The organism is Hydrogenobacter sp. T-8, from assembly GCF_011006175.1.
GTDB lineage: Bacteria > Aquificota > Aquificia > Aquificales > Aquificaceae > Pampinifervens > Pampinifervens florentissimum.
Genome location: NZ_CP048795.1, coordinates 1,551,164 through 1,567,164, shown reverse-complemented (window position 1 = coordinate 1,567,164; position 16,001 = coordinate 1,551,164). Strand labels below are relative to the sequence as shown.

18 protein-coding genes are annotated in these 16,001 nt (G+C 42.2%); 11 read left to right on the top strand and 7 right to left on the bottom strand.

Annotated elements, in window-relative coordinates; translation table 11 throughout:
• The first annotated feature begins 164 nt into the window (after nt 1–164).
• The 5 genes from rplT to G3M65_RS09020 are packed head-to-tail and all read left to right on the top strand — an operon-like array spanning nt 165 to nt 5,054.
• On the top strand, nt 165–524 hold the full coding sequence (gene rplT, locus G3M65_RS09040) for a 50S ribosomal protein L20 (RefSeq protein WP_173834244.1): 360 nt from the start codon (nt 165–167) through the stop codon (nt 522–524).
• Nucleotides 521–1,534: a phenylalanine--tRNA ligase subunit alpha gene (gene pheS / locus G3M65_RS09035; RefSeq protein WP_173834243.1), complete on the top strand. Its 1,014-nt coding sequence runs from the start codon at nt 521–523 to the stop codon at nt 1,532–1,534. The genes rplT and pheS overlap by 4 nt, the downstream gene beginning before the upstream one ends.
• A 2-nt stretch (nt 1,535–1,536) precedes the next feature.
• The gene (locus G3M65_RS09030) at nt 1,537–2,742 is read left to right on the top strand and encodes an MFS transporter (protein ID WP_173834242.1); all 1,206 of its coding nucleotides are present in this window, start codon (nt 1,537–1,539) and stop codon (nt 2,740–2,742) included.
• Nucleotides 2,743–2,764: 22 nt separating this feature from the next.
• Nucleotides 2,765–3,565 (top strand): HD-GYP domain-containing protein, encoded by an 801-nt coding sequence (locus G3M65_RS09025; protein WP_173834241.1) that lies wholly within the window; start codon nt 2,765–2,767, stop codon nt 3,563–3,565.
• Nucleotides 3,566–3,572: 7 nt separating this feature from the next.
• On the top strand, nt 3,573–5,054 hold the full coding sequence (locus G3M65_RS09020; RefSeq protein WP_173834240.1) for a zinc ribbon domain-containing protein: 1,482 nt from the start codon (nt 3,573–3,575) through the stop codon (nt 5,052–5,054).
• Here the strand turns inward: G3M65_RS09020 and G3M65_RS09015 are convergent.
• The 4 genes from G3M65_RS09015 to G3M65_RS09000 form a co-directional block, all read right to left on the bottom strand.
• Nucleotides 4,995–5,237, bottom strand: coding sequence for a nucleotidyltransferase domain-containing protein (locus G3M65_RS09015; protein ID WP_173834239.1), 243 nt, complete (start codon nt 5,235–5,237; stop codon nt 4,995–4,997). The genes G3M65_RS09020 and G3M65_RS09015 overlap by 60 nt on opposite strands.
• A 62-nt stretch (nt 5,238–5,299) precedes the next feature.
• Nucleotides 5,300–6,427, bottom strand: coding sequence for a putative porin (locus G3M65_RS09010; RefSeq protein ID WP_173834238.1), 1,128 nt, complete (start codon nt 6,425–6,427; stop codon nt 5,300–5,302).
• A gap of 71 nt (nt 6,428–6,498) precedes the next feature.
• On the bottom strand, nt 6,499–7,044 hold the full coding sequence (locus G3M65_RS09005) for a DUF29 domain-containing protein (RefSeq protein WP_173834237.1): 546 nt from the start codon (nt 7,042–7,044) through the stop codon (nt 6,499–6,501).
• On the bottom strand, nt 7,041–7,535 hold the full coding sequence (locus tag G3M65_RS09000; RefSeq protein WP_173834236.1) for a DUF29 domain-containing protein: 495 nt from the start codon (nt 7,533–7,535) through the stop codon (nt 7,041–7,043). Before G3M65_RS09000 ends, G3M65_RS09005 begins: the two co-directional genes overlap by 4 nt.
• A gap of 37 nt (nt 7,536–7,572) precedes the next feature.
• On the opposite strand from G3M65_RS09000, the gene moaC reads away from it, so the two are divergent.
• From moaC to G3M65_RS08970, 6 genes are all read left to right on the top strand, one after another.
• Nucleotides 7,573–8,340: a cyclic pyranopterin monophosphate synthase MoaC gene (moaC, locus tag G3M65_RS08995; RefSeq protein ID WP_173834235.1), complete on the top strand. Its 768-nt coding sequence runs from the start codon at nt 7,573–7,575 to the stop codon at nt 8,338–8,340.
• Nucleotides 8,324–9,337 carry a DNA-processing protein DprA gene (dprA, locus tag G3M65_RS08990; RefSeq protein WP_173834234.1) on the top strand — a complete coding sequence of 338 codons (1,014 nt, stop codon included), beginning with the start codon at nt 8,324–8,326 and terminating at the stop codon, nt 9,335–9,337. Before moaC ends, dprA begins: the two co-directional genes overlap by 17 nt.
• A gap of 49 nt (nt 9,338–9,386) precedes the next feature.
• Nucleotides 9,387–10,247: a phosphate/phosphite/phosphonate ABC transporter substrate-binding protein gene (gene phnD / locus G3M65_RS08985; protein WP_173834233.1), complete on the top strand. Its 861-nt coding sequence runs from the start codon at nt 9,387–9,389 to the stop codon at nt 10,245–10,247.
• A gap of 28 nt (nt 10,248–10,275) precedes the next feature.
• The gene (locus tag G3M65_RS08980) at nt 10,276–11,904 is read left to right on the top strand and encodes a sensor histidine kinase (RefSeq protein ID WP_173834232.1); all 1,629 of its coding nucleotides are present in this window, start codon (nt 10,276–10,278) and stop codon (nt 11,902–11,904) included.
• Nucleotides 11,897–13,234, top strand: coding sequence for a sigma-54-dependent transcriptional regulator (locus G3M65_RS08975; protein WP_173834231.1), 1,338 nt, complete (start codon nt 11,897–11,899; stop codon nt 13,232–13,234). Before G3M65_RS08980 ends, G3M65_RS08975 begins: the two co-directional genes overlap by 8 nt.
• Before the next feature lie 286 nt (nt 13,235–13,520).
• A complete protein-coding gene (locus G3M65_RS08970; RefSeq protein ID WP_173834230.1) occupies nt 13,521–14,795 on the top strand; it encodes a hypothetical protein in 1,275 nt (424 codons plus the stop codon).
• Nucleotides 14,796–14,909: 114 nt separating this feature from the next.
• Here the strand turns inward: G3M65_RS08970 and G3M65_RS08965 are convergent, their stop codons facing one another.
• The 3 genes from G3M65_RS08965 to G3M65_RS08955 are packed head-to-tail and all read right to left on the bottom strand — an operon-like array spanning nt 14,910 to nt 15,940.
• Nucleotides 14,910–15,395, bottom strand: a complete 486-nt coding sequence (locus G3M65_RS08965) for a V4R domain-containing protein (RefSeq protein WP_173834229.1) — start codon at nt 15,393–15,395, stop codon at nt 14,910–14,912.
• The gene (locus tag G3M65_RS08960; protein WP_173834228.1) at nt 15,382–15,777 is read right to left on the bottom strand and encodes a hypothetical protein; all 396 of its coding nucleotides are present in this window, start codon (nt 15,775–15,777) and stop codon (nt 15,382–15,384) included. Before G3M65_RS08960 ends, G3M65_RS08965 begins: the two co-directional genes overlap by 14 nt.
• Entirely contained in the window at nt 15,755–15,940 is a 186-nt protein-coding gene (locus tag G3M65_RS08955) for a hypothetical protein (RefSeq protein ID WP_173834227.1), read from the bottom strand. Before G3M65_RS08955 ends, G3M65_RS08960 begins: the two co-directional genes overlap by 23 nt.
• Nucleotides 15,941–16,001 lie beyond the last annotated feature (61 nt).

The following is a 16,001-nucleotide window of genomic DNA, read 5'->3' as shown; positions in this document are numbered from 1 at the left end:
TACTATAATAACATAGGTCCATCGCCGGAAGCAAGCATTTTTTCTCCAAGTGGCGGTAGTGCATTTTTACCTATTTCCGTAGCAGGGTGGAAACATTCCAGCGACTGCGGTTTGTCTGTGCTATAATTAAAAATTCAGTTGTCAGAAAACTGTAGGAGGCAGAGATGCGTGTAAAGGGTCCATCCTCAAGGAAGTTTAAGAAGAAGATACTAAAGCTGGCAAAGGGCTTTAGAGGTCAGCGTAAGAACGTATACAGAAGGGCAAAGGAATATGTCTTTAGGGCTCTTCAGTATCAGTATAGAGATAGAAGGCAAAGAAAGAGACAGTTTAGGAGGCTCTGGATTGCTCGTATAAACGCAGCGGTCAGGGCTCATGGACTTTCCTATAGCAAGTTTATGCACGGACTTTCAAAGGCTGGTATAACCCTAAACAGGAAGATGCTCGCAGAAATGGCAGTAAGAGACCCAGAAGGATTCTCCAAGATAGTGGAGAAGGCAAAGGAAGCGCTGGCACAACCTGTATGATAGATTTTCAGAAAGTTCAAGAAGAGCTTGAAGGTAGTATAGAGGCTGTAAAAGACCTCAGCCAACTGCAACAGCTCAAGGCAAAATATCTCGGGAAAAATGGTCTCATAACCCAAGCTATAGCACGCATAAGGGAAGTGCCACCAGAAGAAAGGAAAGAATACGGGCTTAGGGTAAACAGGCTAAAGGAGTTTGCAGAAGAGCTATTCAAGAAAAAGGAAGAGGAGCTCAAAGCCCTTGAGATTGAAAAGAGACTCTCTCAAGAGTGGGTTGACCTTTCTGTGCCTCTTGAGACAGAACTTGGAAGCCTTCATCCTATAACTCAGACCATGAAAAGAATAAGAGATATCTTTGTTAGTATGGGTTTTTCTGTAATGGAAGGTCCTGAGATAGAGCTTGAAGAGTACAACTTTGACATGTTAAATATCCCAAAGGAGCATCCTGCAAGAGAGATGCAGGACACCTTCTATGTAAACAAAGATGGCTATCTCTTAAGGACGCACACCTCTCCTGTCCAGATAAGAGCTATGCTATCTCAGAAGCCACCCATATATATGATAGCACCGGGCAAGGTCTACAGAAGGGATGACGACCCAACTCATTCACCTATGTTTCACCAAGTAGAAGGGCTTGCTATAGATAGAGATATAGGCTTTGGACACATGAAATACACCATAGAGACCTTTCTGAGAGAGTTTTTTAAGGTGGATGTGCCTGTGCGTTTTAGGGCTTCTTACTTTCCTTTTACAGAGCCTTCCGCAGAGGTGGACATAGGTTGTGTTATATGCGGTGGCGGTGGCTGTAGGGTATGCAAAGAAAGTGGGTGGCTTGAGGTGATGGGCTGTGGCATGGTTCACCCTGTGGTTCTTAAGAACTGCGGGATAGACCCAGAAGAGTATCAAGGTTTTGCCTTTGGTATGGGTGTAGAAAGGCTTGCCATGCTTTACTTTGGCATAGACAACATAAAGCTCTTTTATGAAAATAACCTAAGGTTTCTCAAACAATTTTAGCTATGCTGAAGGAATTCACATCACAGGAAAGGAAGGTTGTTCTTAGCATAACCTTTGCGGTTATGGTGCGTATGCTCGGTCTTTTCTTGCTCCTTCCTGTTCTTTCTCCTTACCTTAGGACTCTTGAAGGAGCTACTCCAACGCTTATTGGTCTTGCCATAGGCATATACGGTCTTGCACAAGCCATATTACAGATACCCTTTGGGTATCTTTCTGATAAGTATGGAAGAAAGCCCATAATCTTCGTAGGTATGCTCACTTACGCTATTGGAAGTCTAATGGCTGGTCTTGTTTCAAACATATGGAGCATGGTCTTTGCCCGTTTTCTACAAGGTTTTGGTGCGGTATCCTCTGCCATGATAGCTCTGTCCGCAGACCTTACAAGGGAAGAGGTAAGGACAAGGGCTTTCGCCCACATAGGTGCTTCCATAGGGCTTACCTTTGCTTTGAGCTTAACAATAGCTCCAGTTCTTGCGGGTAAGTTTGGAGTTCCCTTTATCTTTTTCCTTACTGCCTTTTTGAGCCTTGTGGCAACCGCATTGCTTATGCTAAAGGTTCCAGAGCCTTCCCAGAGGGCTAAAGAGCGGGAAATAAACCCATCCCTAAAAAACATCACCCTTCTCCTCACAGACAGAAACCAGCTCTTTCTTAACTTCTCCATAGCTCTGACTCATGCCCTTATGGTTCTTATATTTACCGTAGTGCCTTATGAGCTTGTTTATCTTTATAACCTGCCCAAGCTAAAACACTGGGAAATATACCTACCTACCATAATTATCGCCCTTGCCCTTATGGTTCCTGCGGTAATTTTTGCAGAGAAGAGGGGAAGGTTTAAAGAGGTGTTTATGCTCGGCGTTTTATTTCTCGGGCTTTCCTTCCTTTCCTTTGCTATATTTGGAAACTTCTGGGGGATAGTTTTTATGGTGCTTTTCTTTTTCATAGGCTTTAACATACTTGAGGCTCTTGTGCCGTCCCTACTTACAAGGCTAACACACAAAGACCTGAGAGGGCTTTCCCTTGGATTTTTCAACACTACCCAGTTTCTTGGAGCTTTTGCAGGTGGTATCTGGGGTGGTTATGTGTTAAAGCATGGCTATATGTATATGACCGCATTTGCCCTCGCTTTAGTGCTTATGTGGGCGGTATTTACCCTTTTGTGGTTCAATGGCTTGAAAATCCCCTCAAAGCTCGGAGTTGCAAAAGAGTGAGCGTTGATTATACTTACACACGATGAAAGAGAACGTTACAGATACCCTGCTTAGAGTTCTTGAATACAGGGATGTCTACACAAGAGGGCATACGGACAGAGGAGTGTTTTACGCTCTAAAGATAGGAGAAAACATGAGGCTTTCCACTAAGGAGCTTGAGTATCTTCGCATGGGTGGAATGGTTCACGATGTAGGGAAAACAGCAATACCGGATGTGATACTCCTTAAGCCAGGAAAGCTCACCAAAGAGGAGTTTGAGATAATGAAACTGCATGTTAGCCTTGGCTATGAATTGGTAAAAGGTTCAGAAATACCCAAAGAAGCCCTTGATGTGCTTCTGTATCATCAGGAAAAGTATGATGGAACTGGCTACCCCTTTGGTCTAAGGGGTGAACAGATACCTTTACTTGCAAGAATATACACAGTGGCGGATTCCTTTGAAGCCATGACTTCAAGAAGGATATATAAGAAGGCAAAAAGTTGGGAACAGGCATTTAAGGAAATGGAAGAGCTTGCTTCAACACACTTTGACCCAGATGTGGTATCTTACGCAATAAGGACCCTACAAAGCCTGAAGTATGTAGAAATAAGCCCTTCCCACGTAAATCAAGAAATAGAAAAGATAAGATGGAGCTTTCAATACATGGACCCAACGGGTGCCATAAGAGGTGACCTCTTCCTTCCAGCTTTGAAGGTTTTTATGGAGCAGAAGGATAGTTTTTGTCTTTGCGACCAGTCTCCGAAAATATTGACATTTATACCTAATAATGGTAATTTGTTGCTTGAATTGTTTCACACACAAACTCACAAACAAAAGCTATAATATCCCTATGTATAGGGCTATTGAAGTCTCTTGCCCTACCACAAAAAGAAAAAGCACCCTTATAGCTCATGTCCTAAAGCTATACAGAAAAACCGCTGAAATAATAGCAAAATTCCAGTGGTCTTTATTCTTTAAGACTGGCTCCTTTAACAGAAAAGCCAACATAAAACACTTAAACTGCCCACTTTCAGAAAGGTTCAAGTCCACTATCCAATACCATGTGGTAGTCCCTACACTGGAAAGTTTTATTGGCAATGTCCAAGAAAGGTTCAAAGAGATAGTCCTTAGCTCTACTCTTCCTGAAAAGACAAAAAGAGTTCTCCTTTATCTCAACTCCAGAGAGGAATGGCTTGTTCCAAAAAGTGAGAAAGCCCTGTGGATAGACAAAGACAAAAACAAGCACGAGTATGAGATAGTCAAGGAAGAAAGACTGCTTGCTAAGAAGATATTCAAGCATATTCTCAAAAGCTGGAAAAAGCCAAGTTTTAGAGGTATCTCTATGCTTTTAGACAGCAAGTGTGCCTTGCTGGAAAGACCAAAGAAAGCAAAAGCCTTTGACCTGTGGATAAGACTGTCAACCCATGAAAAGAGAAAGCCTATATATCTGCCTGTGGAACTTCATGAGTATTTTGAGGAAAGAGGTGGAAAGCTAACAAACATGGTTCAGATAGCAGAGGATGGCAAACTAAGGCTTGTGAAGGAGGTAGAGAGAAAGGAGATAGCTTTTAGTGGAGAGGTAGCTCTTGACTTTGGCATGGAGTGTTTTCTTGTTTCAGACAGAGGAGACCTCTTTGGCAGGAAGTTTTACAGCAAGGTCAGAGAATTTGCAGAGAAGATAGACAGAATTCAAAGGGAGATGCAAAGGAGAGGGAAAAAGCCAACAGAGAGCAAGAGGTATTTAAGACTTCAACACAGGCTAAGTGAGTATGTGAAGAATGAGGTAAGGAGGGTAATAAACAGGGTTATAGAGCTATACAGACCACGAAGGCTTGTGCTTGAGGACTTAAGAGGATTTTTGAAGAGGGTAATAAACAACTTCCCAAAATCAGTAAAGAGGGTGCTTATAAGGTTTGGGCTTGGGGAGATAAAGAAGAAGTTAGAGGAAGTGAGAGAGGAATATGGCATAGAGGTGGTGTATGTTGCTCCTGCCTATAGTTCACAGGCATGCAGTAATTGTGGGTATGTAGACAAAGGGAATAGGAAGGCAAGGAGTGAGTTTGAGTGTAAGCTATGCAATAGAAAGCTCCATGCGGATGTGAATGCAAGCAGGAATCTGCTTAGCCGTGCTAAGTGGAGCTTGCATTTACGCAGGATGGAGCAAGCCCTTATCAAGCAGGTAGAGGAGTTTATGGTTTGCCTGTTTGATGAGCGGTTTAAGTGCCTCTGGAGTAAGGCACTGGGATTGATTGAAAGAAATCCATACTTTCAGTCAGTCCCTAAACCCGAGGTGTGGATAAATGTCCACAAAAGGGGTATTTGTCCATGCTAAGGGATACTCTTTGGAGAGGTCTTCTTTGCTTTCAGAGGCAAGGTATACGTCAGAGAACACCCTGTTGTCCTTTCTCGCACGTGAACCCAGAAGATATACCTTGACGTTTCTGTCTTTAAAATAACTCTCTAAGAAACTTCTTAGCTCCTCAAGGTTTTTGAGCTTGTTTGGAAGTGCATACACAGACCAATTATAAAACAAAAAAGCCCCGCTCTGTGCGGGGCTGAGAAGGAGTTTTTAGACCCTTAGAACTGCACTTGGAAGGCGAGGGTTACGTCTGTGTAGTCTTTTTGTCCTGTTGGTCTGTCAACGCTGTCTACAGCCAGTTGGATGAGAGCATCTTGACCCTTTAGGAAGTAGTTTACAGCACCGCCAAACCTCTTATATTTCGTTTTAGCACCAGTAAGTTGCTTCTTCTCCTCTGAGTAGTCATACCTAAGAGCAAGACCGGGCTTTCCTATACCTACAACTTGGTCATATATTCCACCCACTTGGAGGTAGTAGCCTTTCCTATCGTCTTTGCCGGTGTTTACATCCTTAACATCAAAGTAAGCAAGCTCCACGTTTGGTATAAAGTCGCCAAACTTCTGCTCGTGTTTTGCATCAACTGTCCATGCCTTTGTAGTAAAGGATAGATTACCAGCACCAGTATTACATGCTCCAGCTGTAGTATCACCACACTTCTGAGTTGCATAACCTACACCAAAGGATAGGACATTCTGCCTGCCAAGGTAGGTATCCCTTAAACCATAACCCTTTTCACCCTTGAAGCCAAGCATTGTGGGAGTAAACTGAAGCCTTACAGTATACATAAGGTTATCCTTTCCTTTTGTACCAGTGCTGTTGTTGTATGGACCATCAAACACTCCTATGTAGTATTTGACCATTGCGTCTGCTATATCGCCCCATACGGTAAGACCAGCATTTCTGTATGTGGTTGGCCCAGGCAGTGGTGCAGCCACATTATAGCCACCATAGAAGTATCCTGTAGGTATTAGGTATGTATAGCTGTCTGTAAGAGCTGCCCTTGAGAAGGGTGTCCTATAGAGACCTGCTTGGATACGAAGCTCATCCATAAACTTGAGACCTATAGCAGCATCGGTTGCTCTTGAACTTGCCGGTGTAAAATCCAAGTTGGAGAAAAAGTACATGTACTTACCCACGTTTCCGTTGGCGTAAAGCCTTACATTATTCAAACTAAAGTCAAGAGCGCTTTTGTTTCCGCTAGTTCTTTCGCCCAAGTACTGTCCCCAGATTTGGGCTTTGAAGCCCATGTTTCCGCTGACGTCTTCTGCGACCTTAAAGCTTACCGCATGGGCTGGCAATACGCTTGCACCCATCAGGGCTGCTACTGCAAGTAGGCTCTTCCTCATGTTAGTACCCTCCTTTAAAGGTTTTGATAACTACATAATAGCAGATAAAACTCCTCTTGTCAAGCCTTTTTTTACTTTTGCACTTCTGCAGAGGGCTCTTTAAACAAGGCTTGCTCATTTGCAAAATTTCCAATCTCTTTTCTTAGGTCTCTTGTCATGGCTTCTTCGTATGTATAAGGACACTCTTCTGGAAGGTGGAATTCCTCTGGGTTGTAGTTATTGTCTCTTAGCCATATCTCTAACTCCGCAACTGCATCAATCCATGCACTTTCAATTTCCTGTGGAAGTTTATGCCTAAGGCTTGGGTATTTTTTGAAAAGTGCCTTTAACCTACTTCTGGCATTTTCTATACTCCTTATCCATCCATGCCCTGCACCTTCTCCACCAGCCAAGTTTCTAAAGTTATCCCACTTATAAAGATGCTCCAAGATAACCGCCAAGTGGCTTATGCCAGAGTCCAAGTGCTTTTGTCCCATATCCCATATCTCCTCTAAGAGGTTTTCCCAGTCCACAAGCTCGTAAGCCTTCTCCTTCAAAAGCTCGTAGTTTATCTCCACCCAGAGTGGAAAGTCCTTGTGATAAAGCTCTTTTAGCTCTTCCTTGCTTATAGTTCTCATTGCTCTATCTCCTTTCTCAAGTCCCTTGTCATGGCTTCTTCATATGTGTAAGGACATTCTTGTGGAATAGAGAAGTTCTCTACTCTATGATTATTTTGAATAAGCCATGTATATAGTCTTCTCCTTGCTGAACGCCAAGCTATATTAAGCTCATTGGGTAGTTTTGTCCTTAGGCTTGGTGAGAGGTCAAAGGCGTCAAGTATCTCATTTCTTGCATTCTCTATACTTTTTATCCATCCCATACCAGCGGTTTTGCCTCCAGCCAAATCCCTAAAATTATCCCACTTATACATATGCTCCAATATTCTCGCCAACTGACTTATACAAGCCTTTAGATCAGACCTTGCCATATCCTCAATCTCCTCCAAAAGGTTCTCCCAGTCCACAAGTTCGTAAAGTTTCTCCTTCAAAAGCTCGTAGTTTATCTCCGCCCAGAGTGGAAAATCTTTGTAGTATAGTTCTCTTAGCTCTTCCTTGCTTATGGTCTTCATGATTTTAAATATAGGCTTTTGCTTTATAGTTTTTATTATGAAAACCGTAGATGTTAGCACAAAGCCTGAGACCCTTAGGAGTGCCAGTGCCTACGGCAGGATAAGACTAAAAAAGGATACGGTGCAGGCAATAAGAGAGGGTAGAGTGCCAAAGGGAGATGTGCTTTCCGCCTGCAGGCTTGCAGGCATTATGGCTTCAAAGAAAACTCCAGAGCTTCTGCCCTTTTGCCATCCTGTGAGCTTGGAGCATGTGGAGATAAAGGCACAGCTTGGAGAGGACTATTTAGAGGTTTTTTCCTATGTTAAAGGCATAAACAAAACAGGCTACGAGATGGAAGCCCTCACTGCGGTCAGTGTAGCCCTGCTTACCGTTTACGATATGTGTAAGGGCATGGACGATAGCATGCTTATAGAGGAGATAAGGCTTTTGGAAAAGACTGGTGGAAAGTCTCAGTGGTCAAAGACCTTAGAGGGGATAAGGGTAAAGGTTCTCTCTGAAAGTGCTTTGAAAGAGTTTATAGAGGGTAAACTTCTCAGTCTTGGTGCTGAGCTTAGTGAGGAAGGGTATGGACTTCTCGTTTCCACTCAAAGCCTGTCCTTTTCTGAGGTGTGGCAGGTCTCTTCTGTGATAAACCAAAAGCTTTTTAGCCTTTTGCCAGAGGCTCTAAAAAGAGGCGTAAAGGTGGGTCTTTGCAACGGAAGGCTTTGCATAGAGCTTGAGGAAGACAAAGCTATTATCTCCGCCTTCTTTGAAAGTTTTGGAGGACTTATAGGAAATTGGTTAAGGAATGGAAAGGCTGTATAACTGGCTTTTGCTAAAGGCTATAAAGGGTCTCGGTGAGGTTTCTATAAAAAGGCTTTGGCTGAGGTTTGGAAAGGCAGAGAGTATCCTCTCTGGAAGCTACGAAGATATAAGAGAGCTTTTAGGCGAGGAGAAAACAAGGGCTTTTTTCAAAAAAGAGCTTTCCTTTGACCCAGAAGAGGTCATAAGGCTGGTAGAAAGGGAAAAGATTCAGTGGCTGACCCTTGAAGACCAAGAATACCCAGCACTTCTGAAAGAAATAGATGACCCGCCACCTGTGCTTTTCCTTACAGGAGCTTTGAAAAACACATCCCTTATTGCAATAGTTGGCACAAGAAAGCCAGACACACAAAGCCTCTGGTTTATCAGTAAGTTAGTAAGAGAGTTGGTGCAAAGAGGATATGGAGTGTGCTCTGGCGGTGCCATAGGATGCGACTATCATAGCCACAGAGAGTGCCTACAGGCAGGTGGCTTTAGTGTTTGCTTTCTTGGTATGGGTATTTTGAATATTCCTCATTATCTCCAAAAGCTAAGAGGAGAGAACATGGTCTTTGTGTCTGAGTTTTTACCCAATGCACCCCCAGAGGAGTTTACCTTCCCCAGAAGAAACAGGCTAATAAGTGCTATATCCAAGGCGGTGGTAGTGGCAGAAGCAGGACAAAAGAGCGGAGCACTCATAACTGCGGACTATGCAGTAAAACAGAAAAAGCCTCTTTGGGTATACATAGGAAACTCCGCAAGCCAAAGGTGGCTTGGCTGTATAAACCTCGTAAACAGTGGAAAAGCCAAGATAATACACAGCCCCCTTGACCTCTTTGAAAGCATACCCAACGCAAACGTCCAGAAAGACCCTCTCCTTGACCTTCTGTCCACTCCGAAGACCTTTGATGAGCTACTTTTACTTACAGGACTAAGATATTCTGAGCTAAGCGTAAAACTCTCAGACCTTGAGATGCAGGGAAAGGTTGCTCGGCAAGGAAACTTTTATATGGCTTTGTAAAAGTTGAAACCACCATTGGTTAACCTTCAAAAGCGTATACTAATATAATATGAAAATGCTTTTAGCGGTAAGTTTATATCTTCTTGTTTTATTACCTGTTCTCCCAGCTTACGCACGGGACATAAAAGTTGGCTTTACCGCGGTTATAACAAGAGAAGATGCGGAAAGTATATATTCCTTCTTAGACTATATCTCGAAAAAGACAGGACTTGCACTAAAGCCTGTTTTTGCTAAGTCTTACGATGAAATGGACTATTTTTTATCAATAGGCAAGGTTGATATTGCATACATATGTGGAGGTCCTTATGTGGAGGGTAGAGAAAGATATGGTTATAAGATACTCGCTGTTCCTCTTAACCATGAGGGAAAGCCATATTACTATTCCTTAGTTATAACGCGAAAGGAGAAGCCCTACAAAAGCCTCTTAGACTTTAAAGGAAAGCCTTACGCCTTTTCAGACCCAAAGTCCAATTCAGGCTCCCTCGTTCCTACCTATATCCTTTTAAAGAAGGGATTAAAGGCTGACGAGTTTTTTAGACCTGTGGTTTATACCTATTCCCATTACGAGTCCATATTGGCTGTGGATAAGGGATTCGTAGAGGGTGCAAGTGTGGACAGCCTTGTTTACGAACAGGCAATAAGACTTGACAAAAGACTGGAAAGGGAGATTAAGGTGGTGGAAAAGTATGGACCCTTTCCAATAACACCCTTTGTATACAGAAGAGGTTTAGACAACCTAACAGTTGAGAGGATTAAAGATGCATTGCTTAAAATGAAGGAAGACGAAGAAGGTAGAAGGATACTGAATGTATTGGGCGTATCTGGGTTTAGGACAGTAAGAGATGAGTTTTACAAGCCAATAGAAGAAATGCTTGATTATGTGAAAAGAAATGGCACCTCTAATAAGTAAAATCTTAAGATTAAGCATAGGCTTTAAATTGTCTATAACTTTTCTTGCAGTTATACTGTGTGTTTCTCTGCCGTTGTCTTATCTGATAATAAAATATTCAGAAGACCTCTTAAGAAAGCAAATAGAAGAAAGTATTTTAAAGGGCGTTGAAGCGGAGGAAGGAAACCTTAGAACAGCTATCATTAACGGAGATTACTGGCAAATTTTTAAACGGGTGGAGGCTTGGTCAAATTTTAAGGGTATAGAGTATGTTGCCATTCTTGACCCTCAAGGTTTTGTTTTGGCACATTCAAAACCGCAAAGTTTTCCCATATATACTTACTATTTCCCACAGGAGGGAGAAGTCAGTGTTGACATAAAGAGTTTTAATATAATTATAGGAAGGGTTGTCTTCAAAGTAGATAACAGTTATGTAGAAAACTCTCTTATGCCTATAAAGTTGTTTTCCGCAGGCTTTACCTCCCTTTTTGCCACGTTCGGTTTTATGTTAGGACTTTCAATATCTTTAAGGATATACGGAAGGCTTAAACGCATATTAAAGATGGCAACAGATGCAGAAAAGGGAAAGGTCTATCCTGTGTCCTTTATTGAAAAGGATGAAATTCAAGAATTTGCAAACCACTTATATCAAAGCTTTAAAAACATAGAGAGGCTTTTGGAAAACGCAAGGTTTGAAGGAAGTTTCTTTTCCAACCTTATAAACTCCCTTGGCGAAATGATTTTTGTTTTGGATACGGAAGGTAGAATAATTTTTGCAAACAGTGTTATAAGCCATTTTCATTATAGATATAAAGACCTTATAGGGAGACGGTTTATTATCTTAGTCTGTGACCCGAAGGTGCGTTCAAAGCTAAGAAGAGCTATGGCTTTAAGGGAGAGCCTAATACTTGACTGCTACTTTAGAGGCAGAGGTGGGAAGGTTAATGTTCTTCTAAACTTCATGTGGAAAGGAGAGTTTTACCTTGTTACTATGAGAGATATAAGTGAGCTAAAGGAGATGGAGAAAAGGGTTAGGCTCATGGAAAACCTTAGCCTTCTTGGAGAGATGAGTGTGGGACTCGCCCATGAACTAAAGAACGCCCTCTTGCCCATAAGACTTTTGGCGGATGTGAAAGAATGGGATGAGGAAGATATTAACGTAGTAAAACAGTCTTTAGTGAGGGTGGATAGAGTTCTTATAAACATGCTTAACTTTGCAAGGCAGGATAAGGAAGTAAAATCGCAATTTTCTGTTGGAGAACTTGTAAGAGGTATACACAATCTCTTTGAGCCCTTGTTTAGAGAAAAAGGCATAAATTTTATAATAGACATTCAAGAGGATATAAGCCTTTTTATGGAGAGAGGATACTTGGAGCTTATACTTGTGAACTTACTTAAAAACGCAGTAGATGCAGTTAAAGTGGGTGGAAATGTGGGTTTAGAGACCAAAGTCAAAGGGAACATGTTAGTTTTTTGTGTGTGGGATGATGGTCCAGGCATAGATGAGGATTTGAAAAATAAAGTATTCGAACCCTTCTTTACCACAAAAAAGGGAGGAACTGGACTTGGTCTTTCTATAGCTTTGAGATACACTTACATGCTAAAGGGATACCTTACCTTTGAATCTAAAAAAGGTTATGGAACGAGGTTTTATCTGGAGGTTCCCCTCAATGGGTAAGGTTTTGGTGGTTGATGATGAGAGGCTTGTTTTACATGCAATAAAAAAGGTGCTCTCTAAGGAAGGCTTTGATGTGTTGACCTTTTTAAGTCCTGAAGGTTTGGAAGAGCATATTGCTGAAGCGGAGCTTCTCATAATGGATATTAGACTTTTGAACAAAAACGGCGTGGAAGTGGTAGAAGGGCTTAGAGCCAAAGGGCATAACATACCAGTGGTTTTTATAACCGCTTACACTGACCCCGATATGATAGTCAAGGCTTCAAGGCTTGGAGCCCTTGATGTGCTTAAAAAACCCTTTGGTGCTGAAGAGTTGCTGAGGGTTATAAAAGGTGTTACCGCACAAAAGCCCACTATAAAGACTGTTCTTTTGGAGCCCAAAAGTGTGGTATGTGCATCAAAGGAGATGTTTGAAGTTCTTAAACAAGCTGGTGTTGCGAGCGGATGCGATCTCAATGTGCTTATAACAGGCGAAACTGGCGTCGGTAAAGAAATAGTAGCAAGGCTTATACATGCAAACTCCGCAAGGGGAAAGAAGCCCTTTGTTGCTTTAAATTGCAGTGCCATACCAAAGGAGCTTTTTGAAGCAGAGCTTTTTGGATATGCAAAGGGAGCTTTTACAGGTGCGGCTTCAGATAGAAAAGGTAAAGTGGAGCAAGCTGAGGGTGGAACTCTATTCTTGGATGAAGTGGGTGAGCTTCCTTATGGTAAGCAAGCAAAGCTACTGAGGTTTATAGAGGAGAAGAGCTTCTACCCTTTGGGTTCAAGCAAAGAACTACATGCGGATGTTAGGATTATATGTGCTACCAACAGAAATATAAAAGAACTTGTTCAAAAACAAGAATTTAGAGAAGACCTCTTTTATAGAATATCCCAGATACACATACATATCCCTCCTCTAAGAGAAAGGAAGGAAGATATACCTCCCCTTGTAGAACACTTTATTAGCCTTGCCAATAAAGAGCTTGGCACAAGTGTGCAAGGTGCGGACAATTCATTTATAGAAAGAGCTATTAACTATCCATGGCCTGGGAATGTGAGAGAGCTAAAAAATGTAGTTTTCAGAGCATGTATAAAGAAAAGATACGGAGTGCTTACAGAAATAGACCTTGAGCTTAAAGAATTAGAGAAAGGTAAAAAAGAGAACCTTGAACTTATTATAGAAAATTACTTACAAGGAACCCCAGAGGAAGAGCTCGCAAATTTCCTTGAAAGAATAGAGCTTATAGTCATAAACAAGCTTCTTGAAAGGTTTGAAGGGAACAAAAGCAAAGTAGCTCGGATACTTGGAATGTCCAGAAACACGCTAACATCTAAGCTAAAAGGAAAATAAAAACCTTAATCGTTCCACTTTTTTCGTTAACACCTCCTCACCTTATTTTTACACGATGGATGAAACAGTCCCTAATGAAACCTTCCAACATTGCTTATTTTTTGAGCATAGGTAATAAACATTAGGTAATAAAAAATGAACAGTGTTCAGGATTTGAACTTTATGCTCATATTATGAGCAGTTCTTCTTTTTCTTTTCAGCTTAAAACCCTTGATAGACCTTGTTTCCATAGATGGCATGTTTTTTGCAAAAAAGAAGACGAAGAAAAACTTACGGAGGTGAAAGCATGAAGAAGGTTGTGGGAGCTTGTTTGCTATCTGCAGTTCTTGCGGCACCAAGTTATGCCATTAAGCTAAGAGATGCAGACATTGACTTTGGCATCCAGTACAGGATCATGTACAACAACTCTAACATTCAATCCAACAACCAGTATGACTTTTTCAGACAAAGGCTTAGGCTCAACTTTGACGTTAAAACTGAAAGTGGTGTTGGTGGATTCTTCCAGATTGAGTACAGGGGCGGATGGGGTGGCTCATCCCCAGCAAAGAGCGACCCAAGGGATACCTATGCTGTAAACGCCTTTAACAGACTTCAGGCAAGAGGTATAAGGTATGGCTATCTTTACTTCCCAGTAGGTCCTGGCACTGTCTTGGCTGGTATACTTCCAGCGAACGATCAAGTTGACCAGATGCTCTTCTCCGCAGACTGGGACCTTAACGTAGGCGGTATAGCTTACGTTGGTAAGGTGGGAAACTTTGACTACAGAGCTGCCTATGTAAGGCTTGTTGAAGGTGTATTTTATAGGAACACAGCAATTAAGGATAAAGACCAGCACTTTTTGGTCTTAGACCTAAACACCCAGTTTGGTATAGCTAACGCAGGACTTCACTACTATGGGACTTACGGGAAGATATGCGGCAAAGGTGAGAATTGCACCTCGGCTGACTTTTTCACACTCAACCAAACATGGATAGGACCTCATGTCACTGTGAAGTTTGAACCCTTTACCCTCCATGGAGTTGTGCTTGCAAATACTGGTAAGATAGCACAAAATTCTACAAATGGTTGGCTTGCAAGGCTTGAGGCATCTACAAAGTTTGGTCCTGCTGGAGTGAGCTTACTTGGAGTTTACTCTTCCGGAAAAGATAACGGAAATGGCTTCCAAACAGTTCATAAACTTCTTGGCACAGGAGGCTACTGGGCTTACACCTACATCTTCACACCACATGGACCATCTGACGTGAACGACTTTGGGCTTGAGCCAGGAAATAGGGGATACGGTCTTACAACAGTGCAAGCAAAGGTGGACGTTCCTATAACAAAGGGCTTTTCCGTGCAAGGTGTTGTAGGAACATTTAGGTCTAATAAGGACATGGGTGGGAATGGCAAAAGCCTTGGAACGGAGGCTGGAGTTACCTTCACCGCAAACCTTGGCAAGCATATGAACCTTGAGTTTGGTGGTGCTATTGCAAGCCTTGGTGATGCGGGAAGGGCTGTGTATAACGCTGGTGCAAAGAAATCCGTAAATGAGCTCTTTGCAAGGCTTCAGATGGAATTTTAAGACGCAACTGCCACAAAGGTTGCCCCCAAAAGGGGGGCTTTTTTACTCAGCTCTCACAGATACATCCTCACTTTATTTTTACACGATGGATGAAACAGTCCCGAGTTTTTATTATCACTTCCCCTCCAGTTCAAAGATACAAAACTCCTTCCCTTGTGCCATACATTCTATCTCCCTGCATTCCCATTTTAGACCCGTTAGCTCTTCAAAGACGCCTGCAAGGGCACCCTGCAAAGGTATGCATACGGGCTTCTTACTCTCTTGCCCTCCCACAAAAACGGAGCCTTTGATATGTATTTTTATCCTGTCTTCCCTGTTCTCCCAACGGTCAACAATCCCTATACCAGCTTCTTCGAGAAAGGTTTTAAGATAAAGCTCTATATCTTCAATAGAAGGCGTTTGGTTCCCTATAAATTCTTTCAGTATCTGCCCAGCCATCCTTCCAGCCTTTCTACCAGACATGTTTAGTATGCCTCCTATACCAAAGCCAGAGAGCTTTACTATGCTTGAGTAAAACTCTTGCACCGGCTTCTTTGGCACTATAAAGCCTTCTTGCCTCAGAAAAATCCTAATCTTTGAAACCGCTTCAAGCTCGTCCATCTCTAAACCTCCTTTGTAAGACTATCAAGCCTATGGCAAGCAACACCAGGGGTAAAAGCCATAAATAACCGTCTCCTTTGGCTGGCGGTATCTGGTCAATGAAGGTTATAAGCTCGTCCACATCCTTAGAATATATTTTCCCTTCTACCAGAGCCATTTCGGGAACATACTTAGATGGATATAGAAAAAATTCGTAAGGGTCAACCTTATACTTTCTTTCTATATAGGCAACAAAGCCTCCTTCCTTCTTGGCTTTATAGGCTATCTCAGAAAGGTCAGGTGCGGAGCGTCCCTGTTTAAGATTTAAGGTCTTTACCGAGTGACAGCTTGAGCAAACCTGGTAATAAACTTCTGGCACTTTAATCAAGGGTAAAACCTCCATCTTCATACTCTCCAGTATCCCACTCAAGCTTCCAGTATGCCTTTTTCTTAACCTTTTCATCCCCAACAAGCCTCAAAAAGGCATCAAAATCTTCAACCCAAACAGCACCAGTTCTTGGTATTTCTTCGCTCCTTTTCCCCTTCTCTTCTAAAAGCATAGGCATTACAAAAGGCTTGTGCTCTACCCTCCTTTCAAAACTACCACAAAAGATAATGAAAAGGAGG

Coding starts and splice junctions, on each gene's coding strand:
- rplT (WP_173834244.1), top strand. CDS start 165: ATGCGTGTAAAGGGTCCATCCTCAAGGAAGTTTAAGAAGAAGATACTA.
- pheS (WP_173834243.1), top strand. CDS start 521: ATGATAGATTTTCAGAAAGTTCAAGAAGAGCTTGAAGGTAGTATAGAG.
- G3M65_RS09030 (WP_173834242.1), top strand. CDS start 1,537: ATGCTGAAGGAATTCACATCACAGGAAAGGAAGGTTGTTCTTAGCATA.
- G3M65_RS09025 (WP_173834241.1), top strand. CDS start 2,765: ATGAAAGAGAACGTTACAGATACCCTGCTTAGAGTTCTTGAATACAGG.
- G3M65_RS09020 (WP_173834240.1), top strand. CDS start 3,573: ATGTATAGGGCTATTGAAGTCTCTTGCCCTACCACAAAAAGAAAAAGC.
- G3M65_RS09010 (WP_173834238.1), bottom strand. CDS start 6,427: ATGAGGAAGAGCCTACTTGCAGTAGCAGCCCTGATGGGTGCAAGCGTA.
- G3M65_RS09005 (WP_173834237.1), bottom strand. CDS start 7,044: ATGAGAACTATAAGCAAGGAAGAGCTAAAAGAGCTTTATCACAAGGAC.
- G3M65_RS09000 (WP_173834236.1), bottom strand. CDS start 7,535: ATGAAGACCATAAGCAAGGAAGAGCTAAGAGAACTATACTACAAAGAT.
- moaC (WP_173834235.1), top strand. CDS start 7,573: ATGAAAACCGTAGATGTTAGCACAAAGCCTGAGACCCTTAGGAGTGCC.
- dprA (WP_173834234.1), top strand. CDS start 8,324: ATGGAAAGGCTGTATAACTGGCTTTTGCTAAAGGCTATAAAGGGTCTC.
- phnD (WP_173834233.1), top strand. CDS start 9,387: ATGAAAATGCTTTTAGCGGTAAGTTTATATCTTCTTGTTTTATTACCT.
- G3M65_RS08975 (WP_173834231.1), top strand. CDS start 11,897: ATGGGTAAGGTTTTGGTGGTTGATGATGAGAGGCTTGTTTTACATGCA.
- G3M65_RS08970 (WP_173834230.1), top strand. CDS start 13,521: ATGAAGAAGGTTGTGGGAGCTTGTTTGCTATCTGCAGTTCTTGCGGCA.
- G3M65_RS08965 (WP_173834229.1), bottom strand. CDS start 15,395: ATGGACGAGCTTGAAGCGGTTTCAAAGATTAGGATTTTTCTGAGGCAA.
- G3M65_RS08960 (WP_173834228.1), bottom strand. CDS start 15,777: ATGGAGGTTTTACCCTTGATTAAAGTGCCAGAAGTTTATTACCAGGTT.
- G3M65_RS08955 (WP_173834227.1), bottom strand. CDS start 15,940: ATGCCTATGCTTTTAGAAGAGAAGGGGAAAAGGAGCGAAGAAATACCA.